The following is a 17465-nucleotide window of genomic DNA, read 5'->3' as shown; positions in this document are numbered from 1 at the left end:
ACCTATGAATAACAAGAAGGTCGTACTGGTTGTCGGCGCAGGTGATGCCACGGGCGGCGCTATCGCCAAACGTTTTGCGCGAGAAGGTTTCGTCGCGTGCGTTACTCGGCGTAGCGCCGACAAACTCCAACCGTTGGTAGACGCAATCAACAGCAATGGGGGTGAAGCCACTGGTTTTGCCTGCGACGCCCGCAAGGAAGAGGACGTGATTGCGCTGATCGAGCAGATTGAAAGCCAGATCGGTCCCATCGAAGCGTTTGTGTTCAATATCGGCGCCAACGTGCCGTGCAGTATTCTCGAGGAAACCGCCCGCAAGTATTTCAAGATCTGGGAAATGGCCTGTTTCTCGGGCTTTCTCAATGCCCGTGAAGTGGCCAAGCGCATGGCCAAGCGTCAACGGGGCACTATCCTGTTTACCGGTGCCACCGCCGGGATGCGTGGTGCCGCGGGTTTCGCAGCATTCGCCGGTGCCAAGCATGGCATTCGTGCGTTGGCTCAGAGCATGGCCCGCGAACTGGGGCCGATGAATATTCACGTCGCTCACGTCGTCGTCGATGGCGCCATCGATACCGATTTCATTCGCGATACTTTCCCCGAGAAGTACGCAACCAAGGATCAGGACGGAATCCTCAATCCCGAGCACATCGCCGAGAACTATTGGTACCTGCACAGCCAGCCCCGCGACGCCTGGACCTTCGAGCTGGACCTGCGCCCATGGAGCGAACGCTGGTAAGCCCTCCCCTACAACAATAATCAGAGAGCATCGACCATGAGCAAAACCGTGGAGTTCTACTTCGACCTCGGCAGCCCCACTACCTACCTGGCTAACACTCAACTGCCGAAAATCTGCGAGCAGACCGATAGTCAGCTAATTTACATTCCGATCCTGCTGGGTGGTGTATTCAAAGCCACCGGTAACGCCTCTCCGGCGACCATCCCGGCCAAGGGCCGCTACATGTTAAAAGACCTGGATCGCTACGCCAGACGATATGGCGTGCCGCTGCAGTTCAATCCGCACTTTCCCATCAACACGCTGATGCTGATGCGCGCGGTCACCGGCATGCAATTGCGTCACCCCGAGCGCTTCCAGGCCTTCATCAATTGCCTGTTTCAAGCGCTGTGGGTCGAGGGCCTCAACCTCAACGAACCGGCCAACGTCGCGTCAGTGTTGACCCGGAACGGGTTCGATCCCCAGGAAGTGCTGGCCCTGACTAACGACGAACACGTCAAAAGCGTACTGAAGGAAAACACTGAGCAAGCCGTGCAACGAGGCGTATTCGGCATTCCGAGCATGTTTATCGCAAACGAACTGTTCTTCGGCCAGGATCGACTGGATTTCGTCCTTGAAGCGCTGCGTTAACGCTTGATAACCCGCAGACCCCATCAATCAGGCGCTGGAAACAGCGCCTGATTTCAAGACGATCAGATCGCGGCCGTTCGAGTGTGCAACCACTCCAGCGCTGCGCCGTCGAGCAACGGGCTCAAACGTTCGCGCACTTCGGCGTGATACGCGTTGAACCATTGTTTTTCGTCCAACGTCAGCAGCGACGGCTCGAGGCAGCGGGTGTCGATCGGGCACAGGGTCAGAGTTTCGAACTTCAGGAACTCACCGAATTCGCTCTTGCCCGCTTCACGGTTCAACACCAGGTTCTCAATCCGCACACCCCAGCGGCCCGGACGGTAGGTGCCCGGTTCGATGGAGGTGATCATGCCCGGCTGCATCGCGGTTTGCGGTGCCGCAGCAGCTTGATAGGCAATCACTTGCGGGCCTTCGTGAACGTTCAGGAAGTAGCCGACACCGTGCCCCGTGCCGTGGCCGTAATCGACGCTTTCCGCCCAGATCGGCGCACGGGCGATGGAATCCAGCAACGGCGACAAAATGCCCCGAGGGAATTGCGCACGGGACAGCGCGATGACGCCTTTAAGTACTCGCGTGCAATCACGCTTCTGCTCATCGGTTGGGGTACCGACCGGCACCATCCGCGTGATGTCGGTGGTGCCGCCCAGGTATTGGCCGCCTGAGTCGATCAGCAACAGACCGTCGCCCTCGATCACTGCGTGCTCTTCTTCGGTGGCGTGGTAATGCGGCATCGCACCGTTGGCGTTGAACGCGGCAATGGTGTTGAAACTCAGCGACACATAATCCGGACGACGCATGCGTGCGGCCGTCAGGTGTTCGTCGATGGTCAGTTCGGTAATGCGCTCGCGGCCCCACGCGGACTCCAGCCAAGCGAAGAATTCGCACAGCGCAGCGCCGTCCTGCTCCATGGCCCCGCGGATGTGCTCGGCATCGGCCAGGCTTTTTTGCGATTTGGCCATTGTCGTCGGGTTCAGGCCTTCGACCAGTTTTACCCCGCTGTCCAGAATATCCAGCAGGCCCGCGGTGACGCGCGCCGGATCGACTTGCAGGCTCGCGCCGCTCGGCACCGCGCGCAAGGCGTCGGCCACTTCGCTGTAGTCACGCAGGGTTACGCCGTCCTGTTCGAGGATCGCACGCAGCTCGGCGCTGACTTTGCTCAAGGCTACGAACAGGGTCGCCTGCTCTTGGCTGATCAGCGCGAAGGAAACAAACACCGGGTTGAACGACACATCGCCGCCGCGCAGGTTGAACAGCCAGGCGATGTCGTCGAGGGTGGCGATGAAATGCCAATCGGCACCCCGCTCTTTCAACACCTCGCGCAGGTTGGCGAGTTTTTCGCCACGGCTGATCGTCGCCTGAGGCGGCAAATGCTGATAGATCGGCTCGTTCGGCAGTACCGGGCGATCACTCCAGACTTCGCTCAACAGATCGATATCGGTGCGCAAACGAGCACCGCGCTCTTGGAGTTTGCCACCCAGCGTACGTGCCGAAGCCACGGCCATCACCGCACCGTCCACCGCGACAACGCCGCCTTCAGGGGTTTGCTCGGCCAGCCAGTCCAGCGGCCCGGGCTGACCCGGCTGCAGCTTGACCAGCTCGATGCCGCTGCCGTTGAGTTCCTTGGTCGCTTGTTCCCAATATCGGCTGTCCGCCCAGACCCCGGCGAAATCCGGCGTCACGATCAGCGTGCCGACCGAACCGTGAAAGCCCGACAACCACTGCCGCCCCTGCCAGTAACCGGGCAGGTATTCCGACAGGTGCGGGTCGGCCGACGGCACCAGCAGGGCATGAATACCCTCCCGGCTCATCAGCTCGCGGGTGTGCGCCAGGCGCTCGGGCACCGATCCATTGATCGAAGGCTGCGTACTCATCGTGTCTCCTGCTAATCGCTTCATCATTATTGTTGAGGGCCGATCGAGGTCGGCACTTTAAGGTCCTGTCGCCCAGAATGCCGGAGCACTGGCGCAGGCGGCTTTGATCAGGTGCACTGCCTGGTCGATATCCTGCTCGGTGGTAAACCGGCCCAGGCTCAAGCGAATGGTGCGACTCGCCGAACGGGCGTCATGCCCCAGGGCAAGCAGCACGTGGGACGGCGCATTATTGGCGGAGTTGCAGGCCGAGGTCGCGGAAAATGCGATCGAGGTGCTTAATGCCGCCGAATTGAACTCGCCTTCGTTGAAGGTCAGGCTCAGGGTATGAGGAATGCGGTGGGTCGGGCTGCCGTTGAGGCGAACGCCGGGAATGCTCAGCAGCGGCTCAAGCAAGCGTTCACGCAGACGCGCGATCGTGGCTTTCTCTTCATCGAACAGTTGCGCCGCCAACGCGAAGGCCACGCCCATGGCGGCAATCTGGTGAGTCGCCAACGTACCGGAACGCAAACCGCCTTCGTGGCCGCCGCCGTGAATCTGCGCCTGCAAGCGCTGCTGTGCGCGGGGCCCGACATACAGCGCGCCGATGCCTTTGGGGCCGTAGATCTTGTGCGCCGAAAACGACATCAGGTCCACCGGCAATCGCGTCAGGTCGATTGACACTTTCCCCACGCCCTGTGCGGCATCGACATGGAACAGCGCGTCGCGGGTGCGCACGACCTCGCCGATGGCTGCGATGTCATTGACCGTACCCAGTTCGTTGTTGACCAGCATCAGCGACACCATAAAGGTGTCCTCGCGCATCGCCTCGCTGACGGCTTGCGGGGTGATCAAACCTTGCTCGTCCGGCACCAGATACGTCACTGCAAGGCCCGCGTCCTGCAATTGTTTCGCCGTGTCGAGAATCGCCTTGTGTTCGATCTGACTGGTGATGATATGGCCGCCTGATGTTCCCCGGGCCTGGGCCACGCCCTTGAGGGCGAGGTTGTTCGATTCGGTGGCGCCGGAGGTCCAGACGATCTGGTCTGCTTGCGCACCGACCAGTTCGGCCACCTGCTGTCGCGCCTGTTCGACCGTTTGCCGGGCCTGCTGGCCGTATGCATGGGAGCTGGACGCCGGGTTGCCGAAGTTGCCGGAGAAACCCAGGCATTCGACCATGACCTGGATGACCCGCTCATCCACCGGCGTGGTGGCGGCGTAGTCGAAATACAACGGACGTTTATTCATAAAAGACTCGCAGAGCATGTTCCGGGATCAGGAGCTGGGAACCAGCCACCAGCAATACCTGATCGGATGCGTTAAAGAAGTACGACTTCATTTAAAAGTGCGTAGGAACGCTCCTGAAGTCGAGCTTAACAGGCATCGGGCAACCGGATGAAGCAATGCGTCAGCTAAAGCTTTCCAGCAACAACGGATACAGCGAAACCACCAGCAGCGCGGCCATGCCCCAGTTGAACAGGCGCAACCAGCGACGATCCTTGAGCACGTTGCGCAACAGCGTGCCACACGCCGCCCAGACACCGACGCTCGGCAGGTTGATCAGAGCGAAGACCGCGGCAATCACGACGACGTTGGTGAAATAACCCTGCATCGGCGTGTAGGTGCTGATGGCGCCGATGGCCATGATCCAGGCTTTGGGGTTGACCCATTGGAACGCCGCGGCGCCGAGGTAACTGATCGGTTTGCTCTTCCCTTCCTCTGCGTCGGAAACCGGCCCGGAATGCGCGATTTTCCATGCCAGGTACAGCAGATACGCCGCGCCGACGTATCGCAGCGCGGTGTAGAGCAACGGATAGGTTTGAAACACTGCACCCAGGCCGAAGCCTACAGCCACGACGAGCACAAAGAAGCCGCAGGTAATGCCAAGCATGTGCGGGATGGTGCGGTTAAAGCCGAAGTTAACCCCCGATGCCAGCAACATGGTGTTGTTCGGGCCAGGAGTGATCGAGGTGACGAGGGCAAACAGGGCGAAGCCCAGCAGCAGATCGAGCGAGAGCGTCATGGGTGGCAGTCCATCAGGGTCAGTCAGGTATTGACCCTATCGCACACCCCGAGGGAAACCCATGGACAGTTGGGTGAAACTTCGAGCGGTACAGTCACTCAGCTCGGACGGCCGTGAAGCTGAACAGCGCGTTCGGCGTTCATTTCGCCTTGTTTATCGAAACTAAACGATTTCTGCGGCTGACCGAGCAATGCGGTTTTTTTTGACTGGTACTCATCGAACGACAAACCGCGACGATTCAGCGATTCCAACGCCAGTTGCCGTGTTTCTTCAGCGGTGTAAGGCCGCAGTTCCGGCGACACATGGTTGGCACAACCGGCGAGAACGGAGACCGCAAGCAGCAAGAAAGTGGTGAGTAGAGGTTTCATGTTTTGGCGTCCTGGCATCTGGGTTCGGGGCAATGAACACAGGCTACTCGCGCCTCTGGATGGGCAGAAATCAACGCTCTCGATAGTGGGTATTGAGGTTGGATCACTACACCCTTGTAGGAGCCGGCTTGCTGGCGATGACGGCCGTAAGAACACCGCATGACTCAATGACCCTTCGCCAGTAAGCCGGCTCCTACCAGATCGTCCATATTTCCGAATGATCTATAAATATCTATCAATGATCTTTTGAGGAATAACAAAGAGCCTTTATAACAACCCCATCGCCTTTCACAACTGTTGCCCAGGCAACTGTTTGCCAGGCAACAGTCATTCAACACACAGTGCTGCAAATAAAACAGCACGCCGACAACCATGCGCTACAAGCCCCACACATACAGGGCTTCATGGAATGGTACAGCTCTTGCTCAAGCCCCGTGACTACTCACTGCCCGCTGAGCAACTGTTTAAAAAGGAATTGTTCATGTCGCGTCCATTGAAAGTCGTTGCCCTGTCCGGCGGTACCTGGCGGCCATCCCGCACCTTAGTGCTGACCTGAGCCCTTGAAGGCCCGCATTCGTCTTGCTGCAGAGCGCGCCGCGCCGTTGTTCAGCGTGCACCCCAAAAGTCTGCTGAAAATCGCTTAAGGATCTCTTCATGGATGTTTTCTGGTTTCTGCCGACCCACGGCGACGGCCATTATCTGGGCACCACTCGGGGCGCCCGTCCGGTGACTCTCAATTATTTGAAACAAGTGGCCCAGGCCGCCGACAGCCTCGGCTACCACGGCGTGCTGATTCCCACCGGGCGTTCCTGCGAGGATTCATGGGTGATCGCTTCGGCGCTGGTGCCGTTGACCGAACGCCTGCGCTATCTGGTGGCGATTCGTCCGGGCATCATCTCGCCGACGGTCTCGGCGCGCATGGCGGCCACGCTGGATCGACTGTCCAACGGCCGCGTGCTGATCAACGTGGTGACCGGCGGCGACCCGGACGAAAACCGTGGCGACGGCATTTTCCTCGATCACAGCGAACGCTACGAAGTCACCGACGAATTTCTGCAGATCTGGCGCCGGGTGCTGCAAGGCGAAGCGGTAGATTTCGAAGGCAAACATTTGCAGGTGCAGAACGCCAAGGCGCTGTATCCGCCAGTTCAGAAACCGTATCCACCGCTGTACTTCGGTGGTTCGTCCGAAGCCGCCCATGAACTGGCCGCCGAGCAGGTCGATGTCTACCTGACCTGGGGCGAACCGCCGGCCGCCGTGGCAGAAAAACTCGCCGATGTGCGCGAGCGAGCGGCACGCAACGGGCGCACGGTGAAGTTCGGGATTCGTTTGCACGTCATCGTCCGAGAGACCGCTGAAGAAGCCTGGAACGCCGCGGACAAACTGATCGAACACATCAGCGACGAGACCATCGCCGCCGCGCAGAAGTCATTCTCGCGTTTCGATTCCGAAGGCCAGCGGCGTATGGCAGCGTTGCATGACGGACGTCGCGACAACCTGGAAATTTCCCCCAACCTCTGGGCCGGTGTCGGCCTCGTGCGCGGCGGTGCCGGGACGGCGCTGGTGGGTGATCCGCAGCAAGTGGCGGCACGAATCAAGGAATACGCGAATTTGGGGATCGTGAGCTTTATCTTCTCCGGCTATCCGCACCTTGAAGAGGCGTATCGCTTTGCCGAGCTGGTGTTCCCGCTGTTGCCTGAACCGTATGCCAGCCTTGCGGGGCGCGGTGTCACCAACCTCACCGGGCCGTTTGGCGAAATGATCGCCAATGATGTTTTGCCCGCCAAAACCAAGGCCTGACTACAGGGATCTGCGTCGAATCACTGAGGAACCCCCGCGTGACTGCCAAGCCGCAAAGCGCCCAGTTATCCCCCCTGCAAACCGCCCGGCAGCTGGCCGCCGAATTTACCCTGACCGCTGTCGAGCGCGATGAACGTGGCGGTACGCCAAAAGCTGAGCGCGATGCCCTGCGCCACAGCGGCCTGCTCGCCTTAAGCATTCCGATACAGTACGGCGGCCTCGGCGCGAGTTGGAGTGAAACCCTGACCATCGTGCGCGAGTTCGCCAAGGTCGACAGCTCGATTGCCCACGTCTTCGGTTTTCATCACCTGATGCTCGCCACCGTGCGCCTGTTCGCCAGGCCCGAGCAATGGCAGCCCTGGTTTGAACAAACGGCGCGCAAGAACTGGTTTTGGGGCAATGCCCTCAACCCGCTGGACACCCGCACGGTGGTGAAGAGCCTCGGAGGCTGGCGCGAGTTTTCCGGCAAGAAAAGTTTCTGCTCCGGTGCCAGCGATTCGCAAATGCTGATCGCCTCGGCTGTGGACGAAAGCACCGGCGGCAAGTTGTTGATCGCCGCCATTCCTAGCAGCCGCAGCGGCATTACCCTGCACAACGACTGGAACAACATGGGCCAGCGCCAGACCGACAGCGGCAGCGCCACGTTCGAACGGGTGCGGGTCGAGGAATCGGAATTGCTGCTCGACCCGGGCCCGTTGAGCACGCCGTTCGCTTGCCTGCGACCCTTGATCGCGCAGCTGACATTTACCCACATGTTCCTCGGCATTGCCGAAGGCGGCTTCGAAGAGGCGCGGCTATACACGCTCACTGAAACCAGCCCATGGCACAAATCCAGCGCTCAGGATGTGCGTCAGGATCCGTATGTACTCGGCCATTACGGTGAATTCTGGGTGGCGCTTGAAGGCGTTCGGTTGCTGGTGGAACGCGCTGCTGATCTGCTCGACAAGGCCTGGGCAAAAGGCCCGAACCTCAGCGCCGAAGAACGTGGACACCTCGCCACCGCGATCGCCACGGCCAAGGTCGCCGCCACGCGCAACGGCCTGGAACTCTGCAGCCGACTGTTCGAAGTGACCGGCGCGCGCTCGACTCACGCCTCGCTGCGACTGGACCGTCACTGGCGCAACCTGCGCACGCAAACCTTGCACGACCCGGTGGATTACAAACTCCATGAACTGGGCGATTGGGCTCTGAACCAGTCCCTGCCGATTCCGACTTTCTATTCATAGCCCTCTCATGGAGCCTGCCCCCATGCAACTGCTGACCTTACCGCCCTCGCCCGCCCTGGCCACCTCCATCCGTGCCACGGCTCAGGTGTTCGAAGACCCGAAATCCCAGGCCTTGCTCGCCCACATCCAACAAGTCGCGCCAAGCGAAGCCAGCGTGCTGATCATTGGCGAAACCGGCACCGGCAAGGAATTGGTAGCCCGGCACATCCACAACCTCAGCGCCCGGCGTAACCGACCGTTCGTGGCGGTAAACTGCGGTGCGTTCTCCGAATCCCTGGTCGAGGCCGAGCTGTTCGGCCACGAAAAAGGCGCCTTCACCGGGGCCTTGAGCGCCAAGGCTGGCTGGTTCGAAGAGGCTGACGGCGGGACGCTGTTTCTCGATGAAATCGGCGATTTGCCAATGGCGATTCAGGTCAAGTTGCTGCGGGTGTTGCAGGAGCGCGAAGTGGTGCGACTGGGTTCGCGCAAGAGCATTCCGATCAACGTGCGCGTGCTGGCGGCGACCAACGTGCAACTGGAAAAAGCCATCAATGCCGGGCATTTCCGCGAGGATCTGTATTACCGACTCGACGTGGTCAGCCTGGAACTGAGCCCGCTGCGTGATCGCCCCGACGACATCCTGCCGCTGACCCGGCACTTCGTCGAAGCCTACAGCCAGCGCCTGGGTTACGGCACCATCACCATCAGCAAAGAGGCCGAACTGAAACTGCGTAGTTACAGTTGGCCCGGAAACATCCGCGAGCTGGAAAACGTCATTCACCACACGCTGCTGATCTGCCGTAACGGCGTGATCGAACGCGATGACCTGCGCCTGTCGAACATGCGCATCGAGCGTCAGGACGATCACCACGGCAGCCTCGACGACTCACCGGAAGCCTTGCTTGATCGGGCGTTTCAGAAGCTCTTTGAGGAACAGGCCGGCGCGCTGCACGAGAAGGTCGAAGACACCCTGTTGCGCGCGGCCTACCGCTTCAGTCATTACAACCAGGTGCACACTGCCGCACTGCTGGGGCTGAGCCGCAACGTGACGCGCACGCGACTGATCAAAATCGGCGAACTGGCGGTGAACAAGCGCCGGCCCACGGAAAACGTGCAGGGCGAGCGCTTGATGCAGCTGTCGATTTGAGTCACCAGGCTGCAGTTCAGGATAATTTCGAGGACTTGAAGAGGAACGGTAACGCTGCTGCTCGTCGGGCTCTCGGTTGTCGAAAAGGTGCTGACCTATAGTTATCCGACCGGAAATCGGCGAAGGAACACCTTTCACTCAGACAAGAACAGGGAGAACCGTCATGAGCGTCAAACCCATTCCAGAGGGTTATCACAGCATCACCCCGTATCTGGGCATTCAAAAAGCGGCCGAAGCCATCGAGTTCTACAAGAAAGCCTTCGGCGCTACTGAAGTCATGCGCCTGTCCATGCCCGACGGCGGCATCGGTCACGCCGAACTGCGCATCGGCGATTGCCCGATCATGCTCGGTACGCCGTGCGATCAGGGGCCGCTGAGCAATCCGGACACCTCACCGTCCGTGGGCTTGCACCTTTACGTGAACGACGTGGACAAGTCTTATAAACAGGCGATTGCGGCCGGCGGCACGGTGGTGTCCGAGGTCAAGGATCAGTTTTATGGTGACCGTACGGGAACGTTGAAAGATCCGTATGGGCATGTGTGGTTTCTGGCCACGCGCAAGGAAGATCTGACCCAGGAGCAGATTGAGCAGCGAGCGAAGGAGATGTTTCAGCAGGGTTGATTTTCACTGAATGTACCGGCGTTTTCGCGAGCAAGCCCGCTCCCACAGGTTTTGTGTCATTCGTGATTATTTCGCACGACACAAAACCTGTGGGAGCGGGCTCGCTCGCGAAGGGGACTCCAAAACAACACACTACATAACGCAAAATACGAAACATTTACTTTCACATCCCGGTTCGGGATTTCTGATTCTCATTCGTCTTATATAGATGCAGTCGGTTCGCGTAGGCAAAAGCCACGACCGTACTTTTCATGGACCCCACGCTGGGAAGCCCGCAGCTAAGGCCATCACATCAATACAAGACCTTGATCATGTCAAAGAAATCCCGTTCAAAACTCTGGTTTCTGGTCCATAGCTGGCTGGCACTGCCCATCTGGTTTTTCGTGCTGATCGTCTGTGTGACCGGCACGCTGGCAGTGATCAGCCAGGAAATCGTCTGGTTGGCCAACCCGCAGATGCGCGCCAGCCAACCCTCCGATGATGCGCCGCTGTTGAGTTATGACCAGCTCATTGCCGCGATAAAGCAGGCCGAGCCACAGATTCTGGTCGAGAGCATCAGCCGACCCGACGAAACGCATTTCGCCCTGGACGTGGAAGTGACCTACCCCGACGGGCGCTCGGTGGTGGTCTACGTCAACCCGTACAGCGGCTTGATCCAGGGCGCCGCCCCGCAATTCAACTTCAGGGCCTTCACTCGCGCCCTGCATGGCTGGTGGCTGGTGCCATTCACCAATGGCTACAGCTGGGGCTGGTACCTAGTGTCGTTTCTCAGCCTGCCGCTGCTGGCTTCGCTGATTACCGGGCTGGTGGTCTACAAGCGCTTCTGGAAAGGATTTTTTCGACCGACGCTGCGCCTGCGACATGGCGCGCGGATTTTCTGGGGCGACTTTCACCGCCTCAGCGGCATCTGGTCAATCTGGTTCATCGCGGTGATTTCCGTTACTAGCACCTGGTTCCTGATCGAAGCGTTCATGTTCGATAACCAGATTACGATTTCCACCGCGCCGGTGGCGCCAGTGGTCCCTCGTGAAAGCGTACCCCTCACCGCCGACGGCTTGCCCGCGCCAATGATCAGCCTGGAAGCGGCAATCCACGAGGCGAAGCAACGCATTTCCGGCCTCGAAGACAGCTTCGTCAGCCTGCCCGCCAATGCCTACAGTTACCTCTCGGTGGGCGGCCGCAGCTGGTATCCACTGATGTTCCAGACCGCCGAGATCAATCCGTACACCGGTGACGTCGCCGTCACCCGCCTGCTGTCGGATCGCTCCGGGCTGGAGCTGGTGACCGAATCGATGCGTCCGTTGCACACCGGTGATTTCGGCGGGATCTGGATCAAGCTGATCTGGTTCTTCTTCGGCCTGCTCCTGAGCATGATGGTCCTCAGCGGCCTGCTGATCTGGACCAAGCGCACGGCCCTGGCCACCGCGAACGCCCTGAAGCGCAGCAACAAACGTCCGCACACTGCCGATGCCACTCAAGTCACGAGCCGCGACATCACGGAGGTCAGCCAATGAGCCTGTTCACCGCTGAGAAACCGGGCTCCAGACTGAGCCGCCTCTGGCACAAATGGCGATTCCACATCAACGTCCTGCTGTTGCTGGTGCCGCTGGGTTTCATGCCCAAGTACTTTGCCGATGCCGCCCTGTTTCGCGGGGACACCGGCCTGGGTGAACGGGAAATCGGTGAGGTTCAGGTGGGACCGTGGAGCCTGCGCCTGGCCGAATTTCGCAACGAAGCACCACGGCTCGATGGCCCGGCCGGTTACATGAAGAGTTTCAACGCGGCGCTGTGCGACAGCTGCCGCGTTCAGGTCAAGGCGACTTACCTGCGCATCGGCAAACCCCGCAGTCTGCGCGCCGCCGGGGTGATTTTCTTCGGTACGCCGTACCGCATGGGCGCGACGCTGCCCATCCCGGAAAAAACCAGGGTCGACGCCGAGCTGTGGATCACCATGGAAGGTTGGGACGGCGCCATGCACCAAGCGTCCATCCCCCTGAGCCAGGCATCCCCGGCCACCCTCGAGTGGCTGAACAAACAAGGAGGCAAACCATGATCAACGCATTTCGCCCTCTCCACGCCGTTCTGCTGGTGCTGTGCGCCGGCTTCAGCGCCAGCGCCCTGGCCCACAACCCGATGTGCGAGTGCAAGGCCATCGACGCCGAACAGATCCAGTGCACCGGTGGCTTCTCCGATGGCAGTGGTGCACCGGGCGTGACCCTCGATGTGATCGGTTACGACGAGACCATTCTGGTACCGGGCAAGCTCGGGGCCGATTCCAAACTGACCTTCAAGAAGCCCGGCGCCGAGTTCTACGTGCTGTTCGATGCCGGTCCCGGCCACGTCGTCGAGATCGACCAAGCGGACATCGAAGCCCCATGAGCACGCCTACTACCCACGTCGTCCGCCCGGCCGGTGCCGGCCATGAAACCCTGTATGTGTTGCTGTTGTGCCTGATGATCCTGGCAGTGGCAGGCTCAGTAGTCGCCTGGCGCCATGAGTCGCAGAAAACCAGTAACGTCAGCAGCCATCAACTGGATGCCCGCCGCGGCCTGAGCGCCTCCGAGCAAGGCATCTACGCCGACCTGCGGGTCACGCTGGACGAGATTCACCTGCTGCGTCAGGAACAGCAAACCCTGCCGACACCTGAAGCCCTCGCCGGTGAGGGCTTTGCGCCGTTCGCCCAGGACGCCAGTGCCGTCAGCCGTGGCGGCCATGCCTGGCAATTGCTCGACGCCAAGGGTTACTTCGGTCAGAGCCAGACGCCCGCCGTGGCCGGTTCGTTTTTGATGCGCCTGAGCGCTGACGATGATGCCCCGGACATCTGGCTCAACCGTGCCGCCGACCTCAAGGCTCCGATCGACATTGCCGACGCCGCGCTCGAAAGCGCTGGCTGGCAGCAGATCGTCGCGCAATTCGATACCGGCGTGACCCGCCAGCACCGGCACTGAACCCTCGCCTTCACCCGAGAGAAGACCGCTTTCCCATGCCTATTTCATCTCAACGCTCTTTCCTTCGCCTGTTGCTGGTCGGCCTGCTCGCCTGCCTGCTGACACCACTGGCCAGCGCCGACGAAGCCAAGCGCCTGCGCATCGGCATCACGCTGCACCCTTATTACAGCTACGTGGCCAACATCGTCGGCGACAAGGCCGATGTGGTGCCGCTGATTCCCGCCGGCTTCAACCCGCATGCCTACGAACCTCGCGCCGAAGACATCAAACGCATCAGCGGGCTGGACGTGATTGTGCTTAACGGCGTCGGTCACGACGACTTCGCCGACCGTATGATCGCCGCCAGCGAAACGCCAAATGTGCCGGTGATCGAAGCCAACGAAAACGTGCCGCTGCTGGCCGCCACCGGTGTCGCCGCTCGCGGTGCCGGCAAGGTCGTGAACCCGCACACCTTCCTCTCGATCAGCGCGTCCATCGCCCAGGTCAACAATATCGCCCGTGAGTTGGGCAAGCTCGACCCGGCCAACGCCAAGACCTACACCCAGAACGCCCGCGCCTACGGCAAACACTTGCGGCAGATGCGCGCCGACGCCCTGGCGAAACTGACCCAGGCGCCGAACGCTGAACTGCGGGTGGCCACGGTTCATGCGGCCTATGACTATCTGCTGCGTGAATTCGGCCTGGAAGTGACCGCTGTGGTCGAACCGGCACATGGTATCGAGCCGAGCCCGAGCCAGCTGAAAAAGACCATCGATCAACTGCGCGAACTGGACGTGAAAGTGATCTTCTCGGAGATGGATTTCCCGTCCTCCTACGTCGACACCATCCAGCGTGAATCCGGGGTGAAGCTGTACCCGCTGTCGCACATTTCCTATGGCGAATACACCGCCGACAAATATGAAAAGGAAATGACCGGCAACCTCAACACCGTGGTCCGGGCGATTCAGGAGACTGGCGCATGACGGCTAAAGAAACCATCAGTGCACAAAACCCCATTCCGACCGATTCCGAACCCCGTGTGGGAGCGGGCATGCTCGCGAAAGCGTCCAGTCAGTCAACATCATCGTTGAATGACACATCGCATTCGCGAGCAAGCTCGCTCCCACAGGTTTCGGGGCCGACGCTGGATTTTGCGGAGGTCAGCCTGACGCTGGGCCGCACGACGATCCTGGACAAAGTGACCTTCCAGGTCCAGCCCGGCAGCGTGCATGCGTTGGTCGGCCCCAACGGTGGCGGCAAGAGTTCGTTGATCAAGACCTTGCTCGGGCAGATGCCGCATCAGGGTCGCTTGAGCCTGCAATGGCCGGGCGAATCCGGCACCATCGGCTACGTGCCGCAAGCGCTGGAGTTTGATCGCGGCCTGCCGATGACCGTCGATGATTTCATGGCCGCCATGTGTCAGCGGCGTCCGGCGTTTCTCGGTTTGAGCAAGCATTACGCGGCGGCGATAGGCGAAGCGCTGGAACGGGTCGGCATGCAGGACAAACGCAAACGGCGCATGGGCGCGTTGTCCGGTGGTGAGCGTCAGCGCGTATTGCTGGCACAGGGGCTGATTCCGGCGCCGCATTTGCTGATGCTCGATGAACCGATGTCGGCACTCGATGAGGCGGGCATTCAGGTGTTTGAACGGCTGCTCAGCGACTGGCGCCAGAGCGGGATTACCGTGCTGTGGATCGAGCACGATCTGGAAGCGGTCGGGCGTCTGGCGGATCGCGTCACCGGGCTCAATCGCCGGGTATTGTTCGATGCCGCGCCGAAGCAGGCACTGACGCCCGAACGATTGTTGACGCTGTTTTCAACCCATCCACGGAGCGCTGCCTGATGAGTTACGAAGCCTTTCGTTTGATGGTTCAGGGCTGGGCCTCTTCGGGTTATCTGCCTGAAGCGCTGGCTTATGGATTCGTGGTCAACGCCCTGCTCGCCGGTTTGCTGATCGGCCCGGTGCTGGGTGGCCTGGGTACGCTGGTGGTGGTCAAACGCTTCGCGTTTTTCTCTGAAGCCGTGGGGCACGCGGCATTGACCGGCGTCGCCATCGGCATTCTGCTCGGTGAACCCTACACCGGGCCGTATGGCAGCCTGTTCGGTTACTGCCTGTTGTTCGGCATTTTGCTCAACTACCTGCGCAACCGCACGGGTCTGGCGCCAGATACGTTGATCGGTGTGTTCCTGTCGGTGTCGCTGGCACTGGGCGCGAGCCTGCTGCTGATCCTGGCCGGCAAGATCAATGTGCACATTCTGGAAAACGTCTTGTTCGGCTCGGTGCTGACGGTCAACGGCAATGACCTGCTGGTGCTCGCCATCGTCGGTTCACTGGTGATGGCGCTGGCCTTGCCGCTGTACAACCGCATTATGCTCGCCAGTTTCAACCCGCAACTGGCAGCGGTGCGCGGTGTGGCGGTGAAGACCCTGGATTACCTGTTCGTGATTCTGGTGACGCTGATCACTGTGGCGGCGGTGAAAGTCATCGGTGCGATTCTGGTCGGCGCGCTGCTGGTCATTCCGGCAGCCGCGGCGCGTTTGCTCAGCCAGTCGCTCAAGGGGTTCTTCTGGTGCTCGGTGCTGATCGCTACGGTCAGCACGCTGTGCGGGATTCTTGCGCCGATTGTGTTCGACCTGCCTATCCCGTCCGGCGCTGCGATCATACTGGTGGCCGGTATCGCGTTTGCCCTCGCCGCCATCGCGCGCGGGGTCGTCCCCAGCCTGAAAGGGAACCTCGGATAAATGTCATTCTCTCTGCGTCAACTGACTCTGGCCGTCGCCCTGTGCGGACTGGTGAATACTTCCTTCGCGGCGGATAGCGCGAAACCGCTGCACGTGTTGGCATCCCTGCCAATCACATATGGTCTGGGCGAGGTATTGCTCAAGGGCACCAACGTCAATCTTGAACGTGCGGCGCCGGCGAACCTGCCCGGCAGCCGTCAGACGGCTTACTTCTCTGGACGTGGTGCGCCGGCGCTGGCCAAACTGGCGACCGACGCCGATGCGGTGATCGGCCTGCGATCGCTCTGGGCGGATGATCCGCTGTACCCGATCTCCCGGCGTAGCAATATCCGTATCGTCGAAGTCGACGCCGCGCGCCCGGTGGACGGCGCCCTGCCCGGCATCGCCGTGCAGCCGGGCAACAAGGTCGATGGCCTGAACAGTCAGCCGTGGTTTTCCAGCAACAACATGGGGCGCATGGCCGATGTGATGGCGGCAGACCTGGTGCGCCTGGCGCCCGAGGCCAAGCCGAAAATCGAAGCCAACCTTGCAGCGCTCAAACAGCGCTTGCTCAAGTTCAGCGCTGACAGCGAGGCGCGGCTGGCCAGTGCCGACAACCTGAGCGTGATGAGCCTCAGCGATCATTTCGGTTACCTGATTGGCGGTCTCAATCTGGAGCTGATCGGTGTCGATGCGCGGCCGGATGCCGAGTGGACGCCAGAAGCCTTGAAGCAATTTGGTGTGACGCTCAAGGACAATGACGTGGCGGTGGTGTTGCATCACCGGCAGCCGTCGAACGCGGTGAAAGCGGTGATTACTGAGGCTGGCAGCCGGTTTGTGGTGCTGAGTGTGGACGCGGCGGATCCGGTGGCCGAGCTGGAAGGGAATGTGGATTTGGTGATCAAGGGGTTGAGTGGCGCGTGACACGAATCCCTGTGGGAACTGCAGTGCGGCGATGGCGGCCTGATAGCCGTCCTATGCTTTGTTGACTGAGTACATATCCATTCCTGCGGTAACGGCAGCTTAGGGTTCCGCCTTTACGGCGGGTCACTTGGAAAAGCGCCAAGTAACCAAGCGCTTTTGCCCCTTTCGTTCGGTGCCTCGCTAAGGCTCGGCATGCCCTCGCTCCGGTCCTGCTCCGTGGGCCCGCCGCCATCGGCCATCCATGGCCGGGGGCGGCTAACCCGGCATCCATGCCGGGTTGCCCACTGCGCAGAACCTCCACTCGGCCTCTCGAGGGGGCGTGTACCGCCACATCACCGCGAGGCGGCCTAACAGCCGGCCTGGTTCTTCATAGGTACGCATTCCCCTAGGGGAGCGAGCTTGCTCGCGATGGGCGACAACGCTACGCGGGCTGTCTGAATGAACGCGTCGTCCGAACGTTTTTCGCGAGCAAGCTCGCTACCACATTAGTGGTGAGTTTGCTCTGGCTGTTGCTTTGCTTT

18 protein-coding genes and 2 pseudogenes are annotated in these 17465 nt (G+C 60.5%); 16 read left to right on the top strand and 4 right to left on the bottom strand.

Annotation, left to right across the window (positions count from 1 at the left end; translation table 11 throughout):
* The first annotated feature begins 4 nt into the window (after positions 1-4).
* Together ACYZT9_RS09215 and ACYZT9_RS09210 are read left to right on the top strand one after the other, a co-directional pair.
* Positions 5-733: an SDR family oxidoreductase gene (locus ACYZT9_RS09215; RefSeq protein WP_462009507.1), complete on the top strand. Its 729-nt coding sequence runs from the start codon at positions 5-7 to the stop codon at positions 731-733.
* 36 nt (positions 734-769) lie between these two features.
* Positions 770-1360 (top strand): 2-hydroxychromene-2-carboxylate isomerase, encoded by a 591-nt coding sequence (locus ACYZT9_RS09210; RefSeq protein WP_462009506.1) that lies wholly within the window; start codon positions 770-772, stop codon positions 1358-1360.
* A 62-nt stretch (positions 1361-1422) separates the two neighbouring features.
* Here the strand turns inward: ACYZT9_RS09210 and ACYZT9_RS09205 are convergent, their stop codons facing one another.
* The 4 genes from ACYZT9_RS09205 to ACYZT9_RS09190 form a co-directional block, all read right to left on the bottom strand.
* Positions 1423-3231, bottom strand: a complete 1809-nt coding sequence (locus ACYZT9_RS09205) for an aminopeptidase P family protein (RefSeq protein ID WP_462009505.1) — start codon at positions 3229-3231, stop codon at positions 1423-1425.
* A 57-nt stretch (positions 3232-3288) separates the two neighbouring features.
* A complete protein-coding gene (locus tag ACYZT9_RS09200; RefSeq protein WP_462009504.1) occupies positions 3289-4455 on the bottom strand; it encodes a cysteine desulfurase family protein in 1167 nt (388 codons plus the stop codon).
* A gap of 160 nt (positions 4456-4615) precedes the next feature.
* Positions 4616-5230, bottom strand: coding sequence for a LysE family translocator (locus ACYZT9_RS09195; protein WP_462009503.1), 615 nt, complete (start codon positions 5228-5230; stop codon positions 4616-4618).
* A 98-nt stretch (positions 5231-5328) separates the two neighbouring features.
* Positions 5329-5598, bottom strand: a complete 270-nt coding sequence (locus tag ACYZT9_RS09190; RefSeq protein WP_462009502.1) for a hypothetical protein — start codon at positions 5596-5598, stop codon at positions 5329-5331.
* Positions 5599-6079: 481 nt separating this feature from the next.
* Here ACYZT9_RS09190 and ACYZT9_RS09185 point away from each other — a divergent pair.
* The 14 genes and pseudogenes from ACYZT9_RS09185 to ACYZT9_RS09120 form a co-directional block, all read left to right on the top strand.
* Positions 6080-6151: pseudogene (locus ACYZT9_RS09185) on the top strand (FMN reductase); the annotation flags it as partial.
* 1 nt (position 6152) lies between these two features.
* Positions 6153-6242, top strand: a pseudogene (locus tag ACYZT9_RS09180) (FMN reductase); the annotation flags it as partial.
* Positions 6243-6252: 10 nt separating this feature from the next.
* Positions 6253-7398: an FMNH2-dependent alkanesulfonate monooxygenase gene (ssuD, locus tag ACYZT9_RS09175; protein WP_462009501.1), complete on the top strand. Its 1146-nt coding sequence runs from the start codon at positions 6253-6255 to the stop codon at positions 7396-7398.
* 38 nt (positions 7399-7436) lie between these two features.
* Entirely contained in the window at positions 7437-8624 is a 1188-nt protein-coding gene (locus ACYZT9_RS09170) for an acyl-CoA dehydrogenase family protein (protein WP_462009500.1), read from the top strand.
* A 22-nt stretch (positions 8625-8646) separates the two neighbouring features.
* On the top strand, positions 8647-9750 hold the full coding sequence (locus ACYZT9_RS09165) for a sigma-54 interaction domain-containing protein (RefSeq protein WP_462009499.1): 1104 nt from the start codon (positions 8647-8649) through the stop codon (positions 9748-9750).
* A 163-nt stretch (positions 9751-9913) separates the two neighbouring features.
* A complete protein-coding gene (locus tag ACYZT9_RS09160) occupies positions 9914-10372 on the top strand; it encodes a VOC family protein (RefSeq protein ID WP_462009498.1) in 459 nt (152 codons plus the stop codon).
* 311 nt (positions 10373-10683) lie between these two features.
* A complete protein-coding gene (locus ACYZT9_RS09155; protein WP_462009497.1) occupies positions 10684-11886 on the top strand; it encodes a PepSY-associated TM helix domain-containing protein in 1203 nt (400 codons plus the stop codon).
* Positions 11883-12425 (top strand): thiamine pyrophosphate-binding protein, encoded by a 543-nt coding sequence (locus tag ACYZT9_RS09150; RefSeq protein ID WP_462009496.1) that lies wholly within the window; start codon positions 11883-11885, stop codon positions 12423-12425. Before ACYZT9_RS09155 ends, ACYZT9_RS09150 begins: the two co-directional genes overlap by 4 nt.
* On the top strand, positions 12422-12751 hold the full coding sequence (locus ACYZT9_RS09145; protein ID WP_462009495.1) for a hypothetical protein: 330 nt from the start codon (positions 12422-12424) through the stop codon (positions 12749-12751). Before ACYZT9_RS09150 ends, ACYZT9_RS09145 begins: the two co-directional genes overlap by 4 nt.
* Entirely contained in the window at positions 12748-13320 is a 573-nt protein-coding gene (locus tag ACYZT9_RS09140) for a DUF6162 family protein (RefSeq protein WP_462009494.1), read from the top strand. Before ACYZT9_RS09145 ends, ACYZT9_RS09140 begins: the two co-directional genes overlap by 4 nt.
* Before the next feature lie 35 nt (positions 13321-13355).
* Positions 13356-14282: a metal ABC transporter substrate-binding protein gene (locus tag ACYZT9_RS09135; RefSeq protein WP_462009493.1), complete on the top strand. Its 927-nt coding sequence runs from the start codon at positions 13356-13358 to the stop codon at positions 14280-14282.
* Positions 14279-15142, top strand: coding sequence for a metal ABC transporter ATP-binding protein (locus tag ACYZT9_RS09130; RefSeq protein WP_462009492.1), 864 nt, complete (start codon positions 14279-14281; stop codon positions 15140-15142). Before ACYZT9_RS09135 ends, ACYZT9_RS09130 begins: the two co-directional genes overlap by 4 nt.
* Positions 15142-16041, top strand: a complete 900-nt coding sequence (locus tag ACYZT9_RS09125) for a metal ABC transporter permease (protein ID WP_003226663.1) — start codon at positions 15142-15144, stop codon at positions 16039-16041. Before ACYZT9_RS09130 ends, ACYZT9_RS09125 begins: the two co-directional genes overlap by 1 nt.
* Entirely contained in the window at positions 16042-16944 is a 903-nt protein-coding gene (locus tag ACYZT9_RS09120) for a metal ABC transporter substrate-binding protein (RefSeq protein ID WP_462009491.1), read from the top strand.
* Positions 16945-17465: the final 521 nt, after the last annotated feature.

The sequence above is a fragment of the Pseudomonas sp. ZT5P21 genome, from assembly GCF_054897785.1.
The sequence above is the reverse complement of the archived record's forward strand: the minus strand, read 5'-3'. Positions and strand labels throughout refer to the sequence as shown.